The sequence below is a fragment of the Megamonas funiformis genome (assembly GCF_010669225.1).
Taxonomy (GTDB): Bacteria; Bacillota; Negativicutes; order Selenomonadales; family Selenomonadaceae; genus Megamonas; species Megamonas funiformis.
In genome coordinates this window covers 2,354,286-2,374,834 of the sequence record NZ_CP048627.1, presented here as the reverse complement: position 1 = coordinate 2,374,834, position 20,549 = coordinate 2,354,286, and the positions used below count along the sequence as shown (strand labels likewise).

The 20,549-nt window shown below is 31.6% G+C and carries 19 protein-coding genes; 11 read left to right on the top strand and 8 right to left on the bottom strand.

Going from position 1 to position 20,549, the window contains the following annotated elements; translation table 11 throughout:
- Nucleotides 1–94: 94 nt before the first annotated feature.
- Nucleotides 95–1,282 carry a MalY/PatB family protein gene (locus GXM21_RS11840; RefSeq protein WP_008539417.1) on the top strand — a complete coding sequence of 396 codons (1,188 nt, stop codon included), beginning with the start codon at nt 95–97 and terminating at the stop codon, nt 1,280–1,282.
- Between the two features lie 58 nt (nt 1,283–1,340).
- Here GXM21_RS11840 and GXM21_RS11835 read toward each other — a convergent pair whose 3' ends face one another.
- A complete protein-coding gene (locus GXM21_RS11835; protein WP_008539419.1) occupies nt 1,341–2,192 on the bottom strand; it encodes an HAD-IIB family hydrolase in 852 nt (283 codons plus the stop codon).
- Nucleotides 2,193–2,464: 272 nt separating this feature from the next.
- Between GXM21_RS11835 and GXM21_RS11830 the strand changes: the two genes are divergently transcribed.
- Nucleotides 2,465–2,650: a 6-carboxytetrahydropterin synthase gene (locus GXM21_RS11830; RefSeq protein WP_008539420.1), complete on the top strand. Its 186-nt coding sequence runs from the start codon at nt 2,465–2,467 to the stop codon at nt 2,648–2,650.
- Between the two features lie 163 nt (nt 2,651–2,813).
- Here GXM21_RS11830 and GXM21_RS11825 read toward each other — a convergent pair whose 3' ends face one another.
- The 4 genes from GXM21_RS11825 to GXM21_RS11810 form a co-directional block, all read right to left on the bottom strand.
- Nucleotides 2,814–3,449, bottom strand: coding sequence for an HAD family hydrolase (locus tag GXM21_RS11825; protein ID WP_008539422.1), 636 nt, complete (start codon nt 3,447–3,449; stop codon nt 2,814–2,816).
- A 405-nt stretch (nt 3,450–3,854) separates the two neighbouring features.
- On the bottom strand, nt 3,855–4,796 hold the full coding sequence (locus GXM21_RS11820) for an AEC family transporter (protein ID WP_008539423.1): 942 nt from the start codon (nt 4,794–4,796) through the stop codon (nt 3,855–3,857).
- A gap of 36 nt (nt 4,797–4,832) precedes the next feature.
- Nucleotides 4,833–6,038, bottom strand: a complete 1,206-nt coding sequence (locus GXM21_RS11815; protein WP_227152773.1) for a D-alanyl-D-alanine carboxypeptidase family protein — start codon at nt 6,036–6,038, stop codon at nt 4,833–4,835.
- Between the two features lies 1 nt (nt 6,039).
- Nucleotides 6,040–6,477 carry a PaaI family thioesterase gene (locus GXM21_RS11810; RefSeq protein ID WP_008539426.1) on the bottom strand — a complete coding sequence of 146 codons (438 nt, stop codon included), beginning with the start codon at nt 6,475–6,477 and terminating at the stop codon, nt 6,040–6,042.
- Between the two features lie 474 nt (nt 6,478–6,951).
- Between GXM21_RS11810 and GXM21_RS11805 the strand changes: the two genes are divergently transcribed.
- Genes GXM21_RS11805 through GXM21_RS11795 form a run of 3 tightly spaced genes read left to right on the top strand, consistent with a single transcriptional unit; the run spans nt 6,952 to nt 9,327 of the window.
- Nucleotides 6,952–7,215, top strand: coding sequence for an HPr family phosphocarrier protein (locus GXM21_RS11805; RefSeq protein WP_008539427.1), 264 nt, complete (start codon nt 6,952–6,954; stop codon nt 7,213–7,215).
- A 40-nt stretch (nt 7,216–7,255) separates the two neighbouring features.
- Nucleotides 7,256–8,962: a phosphoenolpyruvate--protein phosphotransferase gene (ptsP, locus tag GXM21_RS11800; RefSeq protein WP_008539428.1), complete on the top strand. Its 1,707-nt coding sequence runs from the start codon at nt 7,256–7,258 to the stop codon at nt 8,960–8,962.
- 2 nt (nt 8,963–8,964) lie between these two features.
- Entirely contained in the window at nt 8,965–9,327 is a 363-nt protein-coding gene (locus tag GXM21_RS11795) for a hypothetical protein (protein WP_008539429.1), read from the top strand.
- Nucleotides 9,328–9,461: 134 nt separating this feature from the next.
- On the opposite strand, the gene sstT is transcribed toward GXM21_RS11795, so the two are convergent.
- The 3 genes from sstT to tnpA all read right to left on the bottom strand — a co-directional run bounded on the left by sstT (nt 9,462) and on the right by tnpA (nt 12,537).
- Nucleotides 9,462–10,715 carry a serine/threonine transporter SstT gene (gene sstT, locus GXM21_RS11790; RefSeq protein ID WP_008539430.1) on the bottom strand — a complete coding sequence of 418 codons (1,254 nt, stop codon included), beginning with the start codon at nt 10,713–10,715 and terminating at the stop codon, nt 9,462–9,464.
- A gap of 297 nt (nt 10,716–11,012) precedes the next feature.
- On the bottom strand, nt 11,013–12,140 hold the full coding sequence (locus GXM21_RS11785) for an RNA-guided endonuclease TnpB family protein (protein ID WP_008539431.1): 1,128 nt from the start codon (nt 12,138–12,140) through the stop codon (nt 11,013–11,015).
- Nucleotides 12,124–12,537 carry an IS200/IS605 family transposase gene (tnpA, locus tag GXM21_RS11780; RefSeq protein ID WP_008539432.1) on the bottom strand — a complete coding sequence of 138 codons (414 nt, stop codon included), beginning with the start codon at nt 12,535–12,537 and terminating at the stop codon, nt 12,124–12,126. The genes GXM21_RS11785 and tnpA overlap by 17 nt, the downstream gene beginning before the upstream one ends.
- 538 nt (nt 12,538–13,075) lie before the next feature.
- Between tnpA and GXM21_RS11775 the strand changes: the two genes are divergently transcribed.
- From GXM21_RS11775 to GXM21_RS11750, 6 genes are all read left to right on the top strand, one after another.
- A complete protein-coding gene (locus GXM21_RS11775; RefSeq protein ID WP_008539433.1) occupies nt 13,076–14,344 on the top strand; it encodes an S-layer homology domain-containing protein in 1,269 nt (422 codons plus the stop codon).
- A 444-nt stretch (nt 14,345–14,788) separates the two neighbouring features.
- Nucleotides 14,789–16,111, top strand: a complete 1,323-nt coding sequence (locus GXM21_RS11770; protein ID WP_008539435.1) for a putative porin — start codon at nt 14,789–14,791, stop codon at nt 16,109–16,111.
- 434 nt (nt 16,112–16,545) lie between these two features.
- A complete protein-coding gene (locus GXM21_RS11765; RefSeq protein WP_008539436.1) occupies nt 16,546–18,825 on the top strand; it encodes an anaerobic ribonucleoside triphosphate reductase in 2,280 nt (759 codons plus the stop codon).
- A gap of 48 nt (nt 18,826–18,873) precedes the next feature.
- Nucleotides 18,874–19,158 (top strand): anaerobic ribonucleoside-triphosphate reductase, encoded by a 285-nt coding sequence (gene nrdD / locus GXM21_RS11760; protein WP_008539437.1) that lies wholly within the window; start codon nt 18,874–18,876, stop codon nt 19,156–19,158.
- Nucleotides 19,145–19,645 (top strand): anaerobic ribonucleoside-triphosphate reductase activating protein, encoded by a 501-nt coding sequence (gene nrdG, locus GXM21_RS11755; protein WP_008539438.1) that lies wholly within the window; start codon nt 19,145–19,147, stop codon nt 19,643–19,645. The genes nrdD and nrdG overlap by 14 nt, the downstream gene beginning before the upstream one ends.
- Nucleotides 19,646–19,828: 183 nt before the next feature.
- Nucleotides 19,829–20,533 (top strand): L-ribulose-5-phosphate 4-epimerase, encoded by a 705-nt coding sequence (locus tag GXM21_RS11750; RefSeq protein ID WP_008539439.1) that lies wholly within the window; start codon nt 19,829–19,831, stop codon nt 20,531–20,533.
- Nucleotides 20,534–20,549: the final 16 nt, after the last annotated feature.

Here is a 20,549-nt window from a genome sequence, read left to right as displayed (position 1 = left end):
ATCAAAGCATTAAGCTATAATTTAGGAAAGTAAAAATATTTTTATATGGGGGTATGGGGGAATATGATAATTAAAAATGAAAGAGGTGTATTTTATGAAATACGATTTAGAAAATATTAATGCTCGCTTTGGCATTGGCAGTCAAAAATGGCAGGAAATGAAAAATAATCCTTTAGTAGATGAAAAAGTAATTCCTTTTTCTGTAGCTGATATGGAATTTAAACTTGCCCCAGAAATCACAGAAGGATTAAAGAAATTTATAGATGATAATATCTTAGGCTATGCAGGCACGAATAAAAAATATCGTGAAAACGTTTGTAAATGGCAACAAAAACATCATGATTTTACAGTTGATGAAAAATGGCTTGTAGAAACACATAGTGTAGTAAATGCTTTTTTCACTGCTGTAAAAGCATTTACGCAAAAAGGCGATGGTGTGATGTTATTTACACCTGTTTATTATCCTATGTATAAAGCTATAGAAATCAATCAAAGAAAATTAGTGGAAATACCTTTGATTAATAATGGTATGACATATGATATTGATTGGGACTTATTTACAAAAAAAGCTAAAGCAATAGATACAAAAATGTTGATACTTTGTAGTCCACATAATCCTTGCGGTCGTATTTGGACAAGAGAAGAATTAACTAAAATCAGTGAAATTTGTTTAGCAAATGATATTTTAGTAGTAGCAGATGAAATTCATGCAGATTTAATCATGCCGGGATTTAAACATGTTTCCTATGGTACGATTTCTAAAGAAGCATTAGAACATTCAATTATTTGCACAGCACCAAGTAAAACATTTAATTTAGCAGGTATGCAACTTTCTAATGTATTTATAGCTAATGAAAATTATCGCAATTTATTTAAAGCAGAACAAGCAACTGATGCAGATTTTGCTTGTAGTATTTTGAGTTATGAAGCTTGTCGCCTAGCTTATGAATATGGTGAAGAATGGTTGACAGAGGTCATAAATATCATTGATACAAATAAAAAAACAATTATGGATTTTATGCAAGAGTATTTTCCACAAGTGAAAATAACACAGCTTCAAGCGACATATTTATTATGGCTTGATTTTAGAGCATTTAATTTAACTAATGAAGAATTAGAAATGCGTAATCGCCAAAAAGCGTGCCTTTATTTTGATGAAGGTTATATATTTGGTAAAGCAGGTAGTGGGTTTGAGCGTTGGAATTTGGCTTGTCCAACAAAATATATTTATTGGGCATTAGAGCGTTTATATCAGGCTTATAAAGAGTTTGCTGTGAAATAAATTTATAGATAAAAAAAGAAAAACCTTCTATGTTAGGGCTATACATAGAAGGTTTTTCTTATGCAGTTTGAAGAGTTGTTATCATCAGTTTATCCAAATTAGGAATAATTTTGTTGATAACATGAAAAAGAAGGTGTTCATCACAGCTTACGCCGATGATGTCTGCTACTTGTTTAAGGTTTTGCGTAGCATTTTGAGCAGCAATGCCGTAGTCGGCAAAGAGAAGCATTTCTATATCATTGTCAAAATCACCAACAGCGATAAATATTTTATCCTTGTACATAGGCATTTTGCGTAAATTATCCAACATAATACCTTTAGAAGCATTTTTAGGAATTAATTCAAAATAACTATACCAAGAAGTAAAATATTTGGCAATTTTATCCATCTCCATAGATTTGGCGAAATTATGGAGCCATGATATCGTATGAGTATTTGTTGTATAGAATTGGACTTTTAAGATATCTAAATCATAAAGGTCATCTAGATTACTTCTGATATAAGATAAATTTTCACGTTTGATAACAGGGTCATCAAATTCTTCTTTAGTGATGATGTAAAAAGTATCTTTAGTATGAAGTTCTATACAAGTGTTAGGACAATGAATTAAACATTGTTTGAGAAAATTGAAAAGAATTTTTGTTTGCAGTGATAATGTTTTTAAGACTACATTATTATTCGTATCTTGCAAGATTGTGCCATTATAAAATATGCTAGGTGCATTTATAGGAAGCTCTGGAATATATTGTTTACAACTGTGGAGGGTTCTTCCAGTAGCTACTGCAAATGTACCACCGGCTTTAGTGAATTCATTTAAAGCATATTTGTTAATAGTGGAAATTTGCGATTTAGAATTAATTAATGTGCCATCCATATCACTGATTAAGAAAACATTACTAAAATCTGTCATAATTATTACCTCAAAATGGAGTTAATTTTGTAGAAGATAGAAGCTACCACGCATAGCAAGTCTTCTTCTTCTATAAATGTATCTAATAACCAGAGGTGCTATTTCCTAACTGATATGCTTTTATTATAAATGGTATATTTTAAAGGATAATGAAGTAAATGTAAAAAAATAATAAAAATTTCTAAAAAATATTGATATTTTATAGAAGTGTTGATGCAGTATTAATGGATAAAGATTATTGATTAATAAAAATTACAAAGAAAGTGTTATTTATGAGAAGTATTACAAAACTTGATTTACAGTATGCACATCGTTTTTATGGTTTCAAGGGCGAAGCTCAATATCTTCATGGGCATACAGGTGTTCTTACTATTGAAGTAGAAGGTTCTATTAATTCTGGCGTAAATATGGTATTCCCTTGTAATGAAATTCAAAAAACTGCATGGGAAGTTTTTTGAATTTTGATCATGCTTTAATTTTGCGTGAAGATGATCCATTACTTATAGCCAAAAAGTAGTCAATCTAAAAATATATTAAATTTCCCCTTTCCGTTTAATATATTTTAGTTGACTACTTTTTCTTTTTATCTACATAATTATTTTAAATTTTATATCTAAGACATTATATTAATTCTTGTAAACAATTCATTATTTTAACATGAGGAAATTTTGCAAAATCTGCTTTAATATTATTTCCTGTTAATACCCCTGCAAAATCCACCTGCGCATTTTGAGCAGCTTGAGCATCTACAATATTATCACCAATGTAAATTACATCTTTTTTATCTACATTTAAACGCTTAACAGCTTCTAAAATTCCATCTGGAGCAGGTTTATACGCATATTTATCCTCACTACCGATAATAAACTCTACCAAATCATCTATTTTATCCCTAGTCAAAGTCTGCATAATACGACGACGTGTTTTACTAGAGATAATTGCTATTTTAGCCCCACGTTCTTTTAAAGTCTTCAATACCATTTTTGTATCATTATATAAATATGTATTCTCTGTCATATATAAATCAGCAAAAACAGTATATTTATCTTTTAATTCCTGTATTTTTGCTTCATCAACCTCTCCAGTCAATATAGACAAAGCCTCACTCATAGGCAGACCAATAGTTCTTTTTATCTCATCTTTAGGACGAAGTGGATACCCCTCCTGCTCCATAAGCAACTCAAAACACTTCACAATACCAACTTCTGAATTTGCCAAAGTGTAATCAAAATCAAATAAATAAACCTTATAGGACATAAAAATTTCTCCTCAATATGTGCAATGTTTGTCTTCTTTTAAATAAAAATGTAAAAAAAGAAAATCGCCCTATGATACTGATTTTACTCTGATAAAAACAATTTTTTATTGCTGTAAAATCCACTAATAGGTACAACATTTCACATAATTTTTCTTATTCATAAACTAATATAAACATTAATTACAATTAAATAATACGTATTTTTATTTCCCGCATTATAAAATTTTAAAGGTAACCGCAAGGTTATTGAAAATAATTATCGCTGAATACGGTTTTAGTCTGAATGTTTGAGCGTAGCGAGTTTCTAAGCGTTGTATGAAGCGATAATTATTTTCAAAATTAAAATTTTATCTGCGGTGATTTCTTTGGTTCGTTTCTTTGTCATCAAAGAAATGAACAAAAACTTACGATAATAATACCATATATATTGGAATTGTAATTATAGATAATAATGTAGTCGCAGAAACTACTAATGTTGCATATTCTGTATCTGTATTATAAAGACTAGATAATACTACTGTTTGAATCATCGCAGGTAATGACGCCATGATTACAAATACTTTAAACATCAATTCTGGTATAGGGAAGATAAAAGACAATAAGTACATGCTAAGCGGTGCAATTATAAATCTACCTAAACATATACCTATTAAACCTAAATCAAAACGAATTTTTTTCAAACCCATGGAATAAAGTGTTACACCTATAAAAATCAAAGCAAGTGGTGTTGTTAAATTCCCCATATATTGAGCTGTATCCATAAAAAATTTAGGTAAAGGAATGTCTAAAATTAAAATAATCAATGAAGCTAAAAACCCTAAAATCGGTGGAGAAAAAATTCTTCTCAATGTTTTTAAAGTAAACATTTGCTGATAAGAAAATTCTTTTGAATCAGCCTGAATACAAGCATTTCCTAAAGTCCAAAAGAATGTAGTATTAGCAAAAAAATACAATAAAGTATAAGGTATTGCTTCCTCACCAAATAATGCCATAGTTACTGGTAAACCTACAAAAATAGTATTTGAAGTTGTAAATGTAGATTGAAAAATTCCTCTATGACCTTTTTTAGACATAAATCTTGCCAAAAACACACTTAAAATAAAACATACACCAATAGAAATAAATGGCACGATAGAACCAGTTATTAAATGCAATAATTGGTCATGACTAAAAGCATGTGTAATATTATAGATAAAAAACAAAGGCAATGATATATTTGTTACCAATTTCGGCAATAGAGCTTTATTATCTTTGTTTATCCAACCAATCTTAGCTAGATAGCAACCTATCAGCCCCATAAAAATCAAAGTCAAAACACCACTGATAGCGTGTAGTAATGCTTGCATATTATCATTCCCTTCATTTATTAAGTTTTCTCTTTATTAACTAAAAAATAATTTGTGTAAAAAACCTAAAAGATTAAATCCTTCTGTTACTTCTTCTGTCGTTACCATATCTACACTACCAACAACATTTCCCTGATATAATAAATCAACTGTTCCCACTTTAGCACCTTGTTTTAATGGAGCATCTATATATGCTGGTAAATTCATTTTCCAGGAAAAATCATCTACATTATCTGTATCCATGACTAAATAAGTAAAAGGCTGTATAGGTTTTACTGTAGTCTTATAATTAGTGCTATTATGCGTATATATACTAGAAATTAATTTCTGTTCATCAACAGTTTTCATTTCTTTTATATGTTTAAATCCATAATCCAATAAAGCTCTGCCTTCAACAAAACGAGCTCTACTATCTGATGTTTTCAATACTACGGCAATAAGTGTAACACCATTTTTTTGTGCAGAAGCTACTAAACAGCCACCAGCAGCATCAGTATACCCTGTTTTTATACCAGTTACATCATCATAATTCCACAATAAACGATTTGTACTACCATAGATATCTTTTCGTTCCGCTGGATTTACCCACTGTATCTCTTGTTCTTTTGTTGATACTATCTTACGGAATTTTTCATTTTGATATGTATATCTTGCAATCTTAGCTAAATCTCTAGCTGTTGTATAATGATTTGGGTCTGTCAATCCATGAGGATTATTAAAATGTGTATTAGTAGCGCCAATTTCTTTTGCTTTATCATTCATCATTTGCACAAAAGTTTCTAGGGAACCTTTTCCTACATAATAAGCAATAGCAGCAGCACCATCATTACCAGAGGCTAGCATTGTAGCTTGCAACAGTTCTGACATTTTTATTTTATCGCCTTCATTTATATAAATGGCAGAACCTTCTACACCTACAGCACGTTTATCAACTTCAACAATGTCATCATCATTTGCATTTTCCAGTCCAAGTATGCAAGTCATCATCTTAGTCGTACTTGCAGGCATTGCCTTAGCGTCTGGATTTTTTTCATAAAGAACTCTACCTGTAGTTGCATCTATCAAAATTGCAGCTTGAGCAGTCATATCTTGTAGATTATCTGCTGTAACAGGAATATATGGTTTTGATTCATCTACTGGTGGAGCATCATCTACTATGCTATCCATAGCCCTTGCTGGGTTAAATGCTATAAAAATTTGTACAAAAACTATACTAAAAATTATAAGTCGTTTAAAAATCATCTCATTCACTAGCTAATCGTCCTATCACAAAAAATGTACCACGAGCTTTGGCACATAATTTATTATCTTTATTAAAAACTTCACATTCAGCAACTACTGTACTTCTTCCATTATGAATAATCATTCCTTTTACAATAGCCACATCTTCCATATCAATAGATTTTAAAATATTAATATTAAAATCCAAAGTTACTACTTTTTTTCCCACACTAAGACAGGCTGCGCCCATAGCCATATCGCAAAGGGACATAATCACACCACCATGAGCTATGCCATAAACATTTGTATGTTCATGTTTAATTGTCAGACTAACACATACATTACCCTTATCAATCGAAACAATATCCACACCTAAATGTTTTGTAAAGGGATTATCTTCATAAAAATTGTTGATATAATCACTTATACTTTTCATATTATCTTGATTAAATTGTTTCACACTTTTTCACCTGCCTTTATAGATAAATTTTATTATAATTTACGTTTTTTTTGATTTCAAGAAAAAGCTAACTTTTTTATTTATTTCTTAATATAAAAATAAACCAACCAAAAATTTTTCTATGAATAAAATTCTATAAGTTAAAATAAACAGCATTTAACATTATATATTGAGAGATTTTCAGATATAATTTACTTTAACAAATAAAAATTTATCCATTATTATAAGACTTTCACTTCGTAATAAAACCGATATTTAAAAATAACATTTCTTTTGATTTATTATGTTTTAGTTATGGAAATGACAGAAATGATGTTCAATTAAAGTTTTTTTAGAAAATTTCTTATTTTTTTCCAAAATGCACTAGTCATTTTTGCAATTTTTAGTTATAATTAACAAAGACATAATTTTCAAACGATAATGTTAAATATACAATTATGTTCTATGATGTATTAAGAGAGGGGTTTATTTATAATGGAAACTACACTTATTATTGAAAACAAAACTGGCTTACATGCACGTCCTGCATCTATGTTTGTACAGGAAGCTAACAAATTCAGCTCCAAAATCAAACTTACTGCTAAAGGTAAAACTGTTGATGCTAAAAGCATTCTTATGATCATGAGCCTTGGTCTTACTCAGGGTACTGAACTCACTATCAATGCTGAAGGTGACGACGCTCAAGCAGCTCTTGATGCTCTTACTGGTCTCATCAAAAACAAATTCGGTGAAGAATAATTTCTAAACTGAGAGTTAATGAGAGAGGGGGATTTGTACTTTGCCGTACGAATTAAGAGGAAAAGGAGTTATTACTGGTATTTCTATTGCCAAAGTAATGAAACTCGGAGAAGATTTACAATCTTATATTGATGCTTACACTCCAGGAACTGCTGAAGAAGAAGTATCAAAAATTAAAGAAGCTTTAGCTTATGCAGCTGAAGTACTTCAAACAAATATTAAAACACTTCGTGATAAAGGCATGCTTGAACAAGCAGGCATTATGGAAGCACATCGTATGATGGTACAAGACCCTATGCTCGAAGAAAATGCTATGTTAAAACTCGGCGCTTGTGGAAGTGCACCAAAAGCTGTACTTGAAGCGTCTGAAGAAAATGCATCTATCTTTGAACAAATGGACGACACTTATTTCCGTGAACGTGCTGTAGATATCCGCGATGTTGGTAAACGCGTAACAAGACGTATTTTAGGTCTTAAAGAAAAAACAGTTGATGGTGGTGCTGTAATTCTCTGCGGAGAAGAAATTGAACCATCTGTTATCGCTAACATTCCTACTGAAAAAATTGCTGGTGTAATTTTAGGTAATGGTAGTACTACTTGCCATGCTGTAATCATTGCTAAAGCAAGAGCTATCCCTACTGTTGCAGGTCTTGGCGATAAAATTAAAGATATTCCTGATAATGCTGAAGTTATCTTAAATGGTGAAACTGGTGAAATCTTTGTTGAACCAACTGAAGATTTAATCGCTTCCTATCAGGTAAAATTAGAAGAACAACGCCGCTTAAAAGAACATTATGCTCAGCTTTCCAAACTTCCTACAGTAACTAAAGATGGTGTAGAAGTTGACCTTATGGCTAACATCAGCACTCATTTAGATGTTGAAGCTGCTATGAAATTTGGTGCTAAAGGCGTTGGTTTATTCCGTTCTGAATTCTTATTCATGGGTAGAGATACTATTCCTGATGAAGAAACTCAATTTAAAGCATATAAAGAAGCTATTGAAAAATGCAATGGTCATTTATGTGTAATTCGCACAATGGATATCGGTGGCGATAAACCACTCCCTTACTTAAATATCCCAGAAGAAGAAAATCCTTTCTTAGGTTACCGTGCAATTCGTATTTGTTTAAACCGTCGTGAAGTATTTATGCCACAGGTTAAAGCTATTTTACGTGCTGGTCTTTATGGTAAAGCAGCAATGATGCTCCCAATGGTTATCAACGTAGAAGAAGTAAAACAAGTACGTGCAATTATCGAAGAAGCTAAATCACAGCTTGCTCATGAAGAAAAACCATTCTCCAATAATGTTCAACTTGGTATCATGGTTGAAACTCCAGCAGCTGCTGTAATGACTCCTGTACTTGCTAAATACCTTGATTTCTTTAGCATTGGTACTAATGACCTTGTTCAATATACACTTGCTGTTGACCGTGTTAACACTAATGTAAGTTATCTTTATAATCACTTTAATCCAGCTGTTCTTCGCCTCATTAAACTCACTATTGAGTCTGCTCGTAATAATAATATTTGGGTAGGTATGTGCGGTGAAATGGCTAGTGACCCTAATGCTGCTGCTATTTTAATGGCAATGGGTATCAACGAACTTTCCATGAGTGCTCCATCTATTCCACGCGTAAAAGAAAAAATCCGTTCCATAACATCTGCTCAAGCTAAAGCAGCTTTAGACACTGTTATGACTATGGAAGATGGAAACGCTATTAAAGAATATCTTCAAACAGCATTATAATAATGACAGATAATATTAATTCTGCTCATGGTAAAGAGCAAAATATCAAGATGAATTTGTTAAAATGGCTAAATGAAGGAAAAGATCCTTATAGTATCATTTATGAATTAGCAAAATATCTTGAAACTGTATCATCTGAACCAGGTTATGCTGATATTATATTGAATGATATCAGAACTGTTTATGGCATTGGTTTAAATGAAAAAACCATATTAAGTGATGAACTTCTTGAAGTTAGGACTCGCCTAGCTAAACTAGAAGAAGCTTTTAAACAGGCTACTAGCGATGAAGTTCAAAGTCATTTAAAATTTGCCATTGAACATCATAAAAAGAAAATACAAGAACTTGAACATAAATTAATGTAGTTTAAGCTACTTATAGAAAAGGACTTAGTTTTATAAAACTAAGTCCTTTTTATTTTAAATAAAAGTAAAAATAAGAGCGACATTAAAAGCAATTAAAGCTTAAAATGTCGCCTATTATCATTTATAAATTATTATCAAGCTCTATTTTGTGGAACCATATCTTTTACATCAAGAGTTCCTTCTTTAGAACGAGCAGCAAATTCTGCTGTTGCTGTGAATAATACATCACTAGAACTATTTAAAGCTGTTTCACAAGAGTCTTGGAGCACACCAATAATAAAGCCTACACCTACAACTTGCATTGCGATATCATTACTAATACCAAAAGATGCACATGCTACTGGAATGAGTAACAATGAACCACCAGCTACACCTGAAGCACCACAAGCGCCAACTGTAGCGATTATAGATAATAATAATGCCATCAAAATATCAACTTCAATACCAAGTGTATGAGCAGCTGCCAGGGAAAGAATAGCAATTGTAATAGCAGCACCAGACATATTGATTGTTGCACCAAGTGGAATAGAGATAGAATAAGTATCTTCATTTAACCCAAGACGTTTACATAAAGAAAGGTTTACTGGAATATTAGCAGCAGAACTACGAGTGAAAAATGCATATAAACCACTTTCACGAAGAGTAGCAAATACTAATGGATAAGGATTACGACGAATGTGTAAGAATACGATTAATGGATTCATAACAAGCGCAACGATGAAGAATGCTCCAAGCAATACAACAAGTAAATGAGCATAACCTAAAAGAGCACCAATACCACTTGTTCCTACTGCATTTGCTACTAAGCCCATAATACCAAATGGAGCAAAACGAATAATCCATTTTACAATTTTTGTAACAGCACTAGCTAAATCAGCAATCATAGTTTTAGTTTTATCGGAAGAAGCATGTAAAGCTACACCTGCTAAAATAGCCCAAGCTAAAATACCAATATAATTTGCATTAACTAAAGCATTAACAGGATTATCAACGATACTCATAAGTAAATTATGTAAAACTTCTACGATACCACTTGGTGGTGCTATTGTAGCATCTGCAACTTGTAATTGTAATGTTGTAGGGAATAAAAATGACATAGATACGCCTACTAAAGAAGCAAAAAATGTTCCGAGTACATACAATTTAACAATAGGTTTCATAGATGCACTAGCTTCTGCATTTTTTTGTGCCATAGCGTTCATTACTAAAATAAATACCAAAATAGGTGCAATACCTTTTAAAGCTTTAACGAATAAATCCCCTAAGATAGCTACGGCAGGTACAGCTGTCGGCACAGCCACTGCAATGAAAATACCAATTATAAGCCCTAAAACTATTAGTTTTAATAAAGCCATTTCTTGATATTTTTTTCCAATACGACTTAACAAAATAATACATCTCCTTTAAAATTGCACAATATAAAGACAAATATTTTCTCATAGTATACATCATTTTTACCAAAATGACAAGTATTATGCACTCTTGAAACTCAGATAAATATTTTTTCTTCTATATAATATAGACATAATAAAAAAAGGATTAAGAATTTTGTCATTCCTAATCCTTGTGATGTACTCCCACCACTTTCGCTATCGCTTAGAAGTGGGGCTTCTTGTTCGATACAACTTTTGTTGTAAGCATAAGCAAGCTATCCCCGTGCATCCCACGGTTCTTTATTTTTTATTTTATCCTAAGACTATTCTCATGCCTTCATTTCTTATATTTATCGCTGCATTTATGTCTCTATCATGCACTACTTTACAATTTGGGCATTTCCATTGTCTTATAGACAAATCTTTTACTTCTTTATTTTTATATCCACAATTACTACAAATTTGCGAACTTGCAAAATATTTCCCTACTTTTACTAATTTCTTTCCTACTTCTTTACTCTTATAATCTAAAAAATTTACAAACATTCCCCAACCATTATCCATTACTGATTTTCCAAAATTTAATACTTGACTTAATGCCTTCATATTTAAGTCTTCTATACAAACACAATCAAATTTTTCTATAAGTTTTTTGGATAATTTATGTAGAAAATCTTTTCTTTGGTTTGCTACTTTTTCATGAACTATCGCTAGTTTTATTCGTTGTTTTTCTCTATTCTTACTTCCTTTTTCCATTTTAGAAAATTTTCTTTGTTCTCTTGCTAGTTTTAGCTGTTCTTGTCTGTAGTATTTAGGATAATTTGCATATATTCCTTCTGAATCAACATATAATTCGTGCATGGAAAAATCTAATCCTACAAAAGTTTTTGACTTCTTTTCGATTACTTGGTTTTCATATTCGAAAAGAATACTTGCAAAATACTTTCCACTTGCGGATTGACTTATTGTTACAGATTTTAATTTGTAATTATCTGGAATATTACGATGTATTTTTATTTTAATTAGTGATTTTATCTTAGGTATTTTTAGATAATTATTCACTATTTTTATATTATTATTTACATTATTAGTGGTATATGCTTTTTTTGTTTTTCTTTTTGCTTTGAATTTTGGAAATCCTATTTTAGTATTTTTGAAAAAATTATCATACGCAGTCTCTAAATTTTTCTGTGCATTAGTTAATGCTAAACTATCTACTTCTTTAAGCCAAAGATATTTTTTTTTATATTGAGCAGGAGTATTATGGAGCATTCCTTTCGTTTTTTCATAATAAGATATTTTATCTGCAAGCATTTGATTATAAATAAAACGAGTACAACCAAATGTTTTAGCAAAGAAAATCTTTTGTTCTTCACTAGGATATATTCTAAATTTGTATGCTTTTTTAGATAAACTATCTGACTTAGCTTTTCTTACCATTTTTTATACCCTGACTTTCAATATATTTCTTAAGAATATTTATTGGCGCACCGCCTGTAGTGAGCAAACAAAAACTTTGACTCCAAAAATATTCTTTCCATAATTTTTTACGAATACTTGGAAACTCTTTTTTTATAAGTCTACTACTAGCACTTTTATAAGCATTTATAAATTTACTTATTTCACTTTTAGGATGAGCTCTAAATAATATATGAACATGATCTTCATCATGGTTCCATTCTTGCAAAGTTATATTATATTTAGGAGATATATACTCAAATATTTCTTTAGCTCGTGAAGAAATGTTGTCATCAAAAACTTTTCTTCTATATTTTATGACTAATACTAAATGATAATTTAGCAAAAATACTGAATGAGCATTGTTGTCTAAATTCATTATAATCACCACATTTTTTTATATTCGACCAATAAGATTATCTCATAAAACATATATCCAGTCAATCTCCTAAGGAGCAATTCATCTCACTACCTTAGAGGTAGGAGACTTCTTGCTCAGTATGGTTAAATTTTATTATACTAAATATCACTGTTTTTATCTCTAATTTACTTTTTAATTAAATTTTAATTTGATTTTAATAAATCACATATTCCGATATTTTATTTCTTAATATTGATTTATTTGCACCAAAAACCATTCATATTTATTAAATTTTATTTCATTTATTTTAAAATTTTACTATTTTTCATAAATAAAATAACCTCTTTCGTCAATATTATTTAATAATTTAAAATAATCTTTCTGTTACAAAGTTGCATTTTTTTTATCTTTATGCTATCATTTTAGTAGTTCAAGAAAAGATATATTGAGCAGAGGAAAAAAAGTTGAGGAAACGTGGATACTCATACACAATCATTTCTCCTAACAATATATTTTCTATTGAACAAAAAATATATTTTATAGGAGGAGTTTTATTATGTCTAAAAAAACTCTTGTTTCTGCAATTACTGCTGCTCTCGTAGTTGGCGCTGCTAGCACAACTTTTGCTGCTGCAAATCCTTTCAGCGATGTTCCTGCTGATAGCTGGGCTTATGATGCTGTTACTACTCTTGCTGCTGATGGTGTTATCGATGGTTACCCAGATGGCACTTACAAAGGCCAAAACACTATGACTCGTTATGAAATGGCTCAGATCGTAGCTCGCGCTATGGCTAAAACAGATCTTGAAAAAGCTGATAAAGCTCTCGTTGACAAATTAGCTGCTGAATTCGCTGAAGAACTTGATAACCTTGGCGTTCGCGTTGCTGACCTTGAAAAGAAATCCGACAACGTTAAATGGGGCGGAGAACTCCGTTATCGTTATTATGACATTGATCGTGATTCTAAAGCTGGTGATGAAACTCATAACAAAGTTTTATTCCGTCTTGAACCAAAAGCTTATATCGGTAACTCCGGTTGGACAGCTAATGCTCGTTTAGACTATGAAATGAATCTTTCTACAGATGAAAATAATGATGGTGTTGTTGTTGACCGTGCTTATGTTGAAGGTCCTCTCTTCGGTGCTACAGTTACTGCTGGTCGTACTCCAGTATTCACTGCTCAAGGTTTACTCTTTGATGATCGTATCTCTGGTGGTACAGTTGCATTTGGTAGCGATGAATTCAAAACTACTTTAGCTGCTGGTCGTTATAGTGAAGATGATCATTCTGTAGACTATAAAGGCAATGCTAAAGATATTACTGCTGAATATTATGGTGTACAATTTGACTACACTCCAAATGATAATTTAGCTCTTAACGCTGGTTATACTGCATTAACTGGTATTGATGCTAAATATAAGGCAGACTATGTATTAAATGCTGATGATAATACTGCTAACTTCTGGTATGCTGGCGGTAAATATGCATTTGATAAAAATGTAGCATTTGTTGGTGAATACGCTCAAAATACTGAAGCTAATACTGAAGACCAAGCATGGACTGCTGAACTTCAATACAAAGGTGCTAATCCTGCAGACGCTGGTTCTTGGGGTATGTATGCTGGTTACCGTCAAATTGAAACATTTGCTTCTATCGCTCCAACTTATGATGATATCATCGGTACTGGTTACAAAGGTGCAGTAGTAGGTGCTTCTTATGTTCCTGCTGAAAACATCCTTGCTACTATTCAGTACTTCGATGGTGAAGAAACTGTATCTGGTCAAGATGCAAGCAAATTCTTCGCTAATGTTGACTTCTTCTTCTGATAAACACTCAGTAAGACTGAAATTTAATAGTAATATACAAAGAGCAGACTTAATGTCTGCTCTTTTTTATATTTACTTTTGCTTTTAATTTTACTTATAAGTTTTTATTTATTTATAAAAAAATTTTTTATATTATTTTTTCTATAAAACGAAATATATCATCATAAAAATGAAATATTATTGATTAAATTAATAAGTAATGTCATTTTTACGAAATAAATTAAATAATATTTCTTTATATTTAATTTTATAAAAATTTTTATTTATATAAAATATTGAAATTTATTTCATATTATGATAAAATTCAAACAGATAAAGAAATTGACTTTCATATTTATAGCATTGAACCTTAGAGGAAACTTGGACACTCTATATTTTCTTTAATTTATATTATGAAAGTTAATTATTTATAATATAATTTATCGCGTTTGGAGGAAAATATTAATGTCTAAAAAAACTCTTGTCTCTGCAATTACTGCTGCTTTAGTTGTTGGTGCAGCTAGTACTACTTTTGCTGCTAATAATCCATTTAGTGATGTTCCTGCTGATAGCTGGGCTTATGATGCTGTTTCTACTCTTGCTGCTGATGGTGTTATTGATGGTTATCCAGATGGTACATATCAAGGTCAAAATACTATGACTCGCTATGAAATGGCTCAAATTGTAGCTCGTGCTATGGCAAAAACAGATCTTGAAAAAGCTGATAAAGCTCTCGTTGATAAATTAGCTGCTGAATTTGCAGATGAACTTGATAACCTTGGCGTTCGTGTTGCTGATCTTGAAAAGAAATCCGATAATGTTGTTTGGAAAGGTGAATTGCGTTACCGTTATGTTGATGCTTCAAGTGATGCCACAGATAGAATGAGCGGACATACTAAAAAATATAATGATAATGACACTAGCCAAGTAATGTTCCGTCTTGAACCAAAAGCTTATATTGGCGATACAGGATGGACTGCTAATGTTCGTGTCGATTATGAAATGAAAGCTGATGAAGATGCTAATGGTAAAACAGTAGTAGCTCGTGCTTATGCTAAAGGACCTATTGGACATAATACTACCGTTACTGCTGGTAGAATTCCTCTTCTTGATACTTATGGTATGCTTCTTGATGAACATATGTCTGGTGCTCAAATTGATATTGCAAGTGGTAGCGATAAAAACTTCACTACTTCTCTTTTAGCAGGTCGTTACAATCCTGGTCATGATAATCCAGATATTTTACCTGGTCAAACATTAAAAGATTTCACTGCTGATTTCTATGCAACTCAATTTAATTATAAAAGCGAAAAATTCGATGCTAATGCTATGTATGCTGTAATGACTAATATTGAACCAGGCTCTACAAATTGGGGTACATGGGCAGGTCAAACAGTATATGATTATGACAAAATGAATATCTGGTCTGTAGGTGGTTTATATCGCTTCGATAATAATTGGGGCTTACTCGGTCAATATGCTGTAAATACTGAATCTGATAATTCCGATGACAAACAAGCTTATATGGCAGAACTTCAATACAAAAATGCTAATATTGCTGACCCTGGTTCTTGGGGAGCTTATGTTGCTTATCGTCATTTCGGTAAAGATGTTACTATTGCTACAACATATAAAGATGTATTTAACAATCAAAAAGGTTTTGCTATAGGTGCTAGCTACGTTCCTGTAGAAAATCTCTTAGCAAGTGTTAAATATTTCGATGGTAAAGATATCGATTCCGATACAGATGCAGATAGATTCTACCTCAACCTTGATTTCTTCTATTAATAAATTATAAATTAAATGATAAATATTTCTCTCTTAATAAAATAAAAATTAACCCCTAAAAGACAGGTTTTTTACCTGTCTTTTTTTTTATAAATTAATAAAATATCACTTAATTACTATCCATAAAATTTTTATATATTATATATGTAAAACTTTTATGTCAATGGAAAAATATTATTTATTTGTATAAAAATTCATAGGTAATTAAATATAGTACATTTTTTATTTAGTCAATACAAACTCAAACTACTGTCAATACCTATTTTAAAATTGTATATAAATTTATTTTACTACACATACTATATATTGTGGTTAGTTTGACACTCATACGTGTATATAGTATAATCGTTGTCAGCGATAAAAAGAAAATGAATTAAAACCATGGCATAGTATATTTTGCTCATGGTCAAATATACTAGGAGTGTCAGCTTACAATGATAAAAACAATCAAGAAACGCACTGGAGATATTGTGAAATTTAATGCACAAAAAATCACAGATGCTATAAAAAAAGCTAATATGGAATCTATAGATGAGACATTTTCCCAAGAGCAATTATCTACTATTACTAATAATGTTATTAAAGCATTAAAAAATTTAAAAACACCTGGTGTTGAACAAATACAAGATGCTGTAGAAAAAGTTCTCATCGCTGGTAATTTTGCTAGCACAGCTAAAGCTTATATTTTATATCGTGCAGAACATACAAAACTTCGTCAAGCTAAAGCTGATTTAATGGATATCTATGATGAACTTACTTTTACCAAAGCAAAAGATGCTGATATCAAACGTGAAAATGCTAATATTGATGCTGATACAGCTATGGGTACTATGTTAAAATATGGCTCTGAAGGTTCTAAATACTTTATTACTAGTCATATTTTGCCAAAAGATATTGCAGTAGCACATATGGACGGCGATATTCATATTCATGATATGGATTTTTATATGCTCACTGAAACTTGTTGCCAAATAGATTTATTAAAATTATTTAAAAATGGTTTTTCAACAGGTCATGGTTATTTACGTGAACCAAATGATATTCGTTCCTATGCTGCATTAGCTTGTATTGCTATTCAGGCTAACCAAAATGAAATGCATGGTGGTCAAGCTGTACCAATGTTTGATTATTGCATGGCTCCAGGCGTTGCTAAGACTTATCGTAAACAATACTACAAAGCTCTCGGCTATTATTTCAATGCTATGCTTGATATGAAACTTGAAGATGCTAGCCTACTTTGTAAAAAAATCGAACAAAGTCTTCCTATAAAAATCAGTATGAGCACTGCTGATAAATTTGGTAAACTTCTTGTAGATTTCTTACCAAAACATCAACATGAACATAACTATCAAGAAATAAATGAACAAACAACTCAAATGGCTCATAAATTTGCTATAAATACTGCATGGAATGAAACTAATGCAGCTACTTATCAGGCAATGGAAGCATTTATCCATAACTTGAACACTATGAATTCTCGTGCTGGTGCTCAGGTGCCATTTAGTTCTATCAACTATGGTACAGATACATCTCCTGAAGGTCGCATGGCTATGAGAAACCTCTTATTAGCTACAGATGCTGGTCTTGGCGATGGAGAAACTCCTATTTTCCCTGTACAAATTTTCAAAGTAAAAGAAGGGGTTAACTATGAAAAAGATGACCCTAACTACGATTTATTCCGTTTAGCAATGAAAACATCTGCGAAACGCTTATTCCCTAACTTTAGTTTCTTAGATGCTCCATTCAATAAAAAATACTATAAACCTAACGATTACAACAGTGAAGTAGCTTATATGGGTTGTCGTACTCGTGTAATGGGTAATGTTTATGATCCTACTCGTGAAGTTACATGTGGTCGTGGAAATTTAAGTTTCACAAGTATTAACTTACCACGCTTAGCAATTGAAGCTAAAGGTGATATAAATAAATTCTATAAATCCTTAGATGATATGATTGATTTAGTCATTCGTCAATTATTACACCGTTTCAAAATTCAATGTGCTAAAATCGGTAAAAACTACCCATTCTTAATGGGACAAAATATCTGGCTTGACTCTGATAATATTGGTGAATATGACACTGTAAGTGAAGTACTTCGTCATGGTACTTTAACTGTTGGTTTTATCGGTCTTGCTGAAACATTAAAAGCTTTAATTGATAAGCATCATGGTGAATCTGCTGAAGCTCAAAAATTAGGGCTTGCTATCATTGGTCATATGCGTAAACGTATGGACGATGAAGCTCAAAAAACAAAATTAAACTTCTCTTTGATTGCTACACCAGCAGAAGGTTTAAGTGGTCGTTTTGTAAAAATTGACCGCAAAATCTATGGTTCAATTCCTGGTGTTACTGATAGAGAATACTATACAAATTCCTTCCATATTCCAGTATATTATCCAATTAGTGCTTACAAAAAAATACAACTTGAAGCACCTTACCATAATTTAACAAATGGTGGTCATATAAGTTATATTGAAATGGATGGAGACCCTACAAAGAATTTAACAGCTTTTGAAGCTATTATCCGTTGCATGCATGATAACGGTATTGGTTACGGTTCTGTAAATCACCCTGTAGACCGTGATCCAGTTTGCGGATATACAGGTATTATCAATGGAGTATGTCCAAAATGTGGTAGAAGTGAAGCTGCTCATAAACGCCATGTTATTTTAAAACGTATGCGTGATAATTGTTGCAGTGCAACTTCCATTTAATTTAAATTTATAAATCAACAAAAATATTCGATAGAAAGAGTGATACAAATGTTAGTTAATGGTGTAGAAGTAAAAGTTAATGGTTTAACAGATATTACAGAAAAAGAAATCGTAAATTATATCAATTATATTAAAGAAAATTCTAGTGAAACTCTCGCTAGCCTCACTATTTCCGATGCTGGTGATGGAGAAGTCGCTCTTGACTATCGCACTCAACCTGCTCAATTTGAACGTATTCGCCGTATTACAGGTTATTTAGTAGGTACTGTAGACCGCTTCAACAATGCAAAACGTGCTGAAGAACATGACCGCGTAAAACATGGCCTTAATTAAGATTGCAGGAGTTGTCAATGATTCTATTGTAGATGGTGAAGGTTTTCGCTTCACCATCTTCACTCAAGGTTGCTATCACAATTGTCCTCAGTGTCATAATCCTCAAACTCATGATGTAAATGGCGGCCATGAAGTCGATACTGATGATTTACTTTCACAAATCTGTGAAAACCCATTATTAAATGGTGTTACCTTTAGTGGAGGAGAACCTTTTCTCCAAGCAAAACCATTGGCACAATTAGCCAAAGAAGTTCATAAACGTGGTCTTAATATCACCACATTTACAGGTTATACATTAGAACAATTACAAAATATGCACAATCCTGATATCGATGAGTTACTCAATCAAACAGATGTACTCATTGATGGACCTTTCCTCATAGAAAAAAAAGACCTAACTTTACAATTTCGTGGCAGTAGCAATCAACGTATTATTGATATGCAAAAAACACGCGAAAGTGGTCAAATTGTTTTAATTGAATATTAATTTTTCAGCAATAATCTAGATATATACTTAGATTATTGCTTTTTTATATCATAATAACCTCTTAAATAAAATAAATATTTTTATCGAGAAAACTTGTATGACATATTGTTATTTTAAAGCAAAATATGTATAATAAATATTAAAGATGCTGAACGGCATTAAATCAAAAAGAGGTGTATATAAATGTTAGAAGATTTGAAAAAAATTGTTTTTGAAGCTAACTTAATGTTGCCAAAATATCATATGGTAACTTTTACTTGGGGTAATGTATCTGGTATTGACCGTGAAAAAGGCTTAATGGTTATCAAACCATCTGGTGTAGAATACGATACTATGAAAGCTGAAGATATGGTAGTTGTTGACATCAATACTGGAAAAGTAGTTGAAGGTAATTATAATCCATCTTCCGATACAGATACTCATATCAAAATTTATCAAGCTTGCCCTGAAATTGGTGGCGTTGTACATACACATTCCCGTTATGCTACGTCTTGGGCACAAGCTCGCTGTGATATCCCTGCACTAGGTACAACTCACGCCGATGATTTCTATGGACCTATTCCTTGCACACGTCCTATGACTGCTGAAGAAATCGCAGGCTCTTATGAAGCTGAAACTGGTAATGTTATCGTTGAAACATTCAAAGAACGCGGTATCAAAATGATGGACGTTCCTGGCGTTATCGTATATTCTCATGGTCCTTTCACTTGGGAAAAAGACCCTATCAAAGCTGTAAAAAAAGCTGTTGTTCTTGAAGAAGTAGCTATGATGGCTTATCATGCTGTAACTATTGGCAATAATTTTGAACCAATGCAACAAGAATTATTAGATAAACATTATCTCCGCAAACATGGTGCTAATGCTTATTATGGTCAAAAAAAGAAATAGTATATAATAAATAATA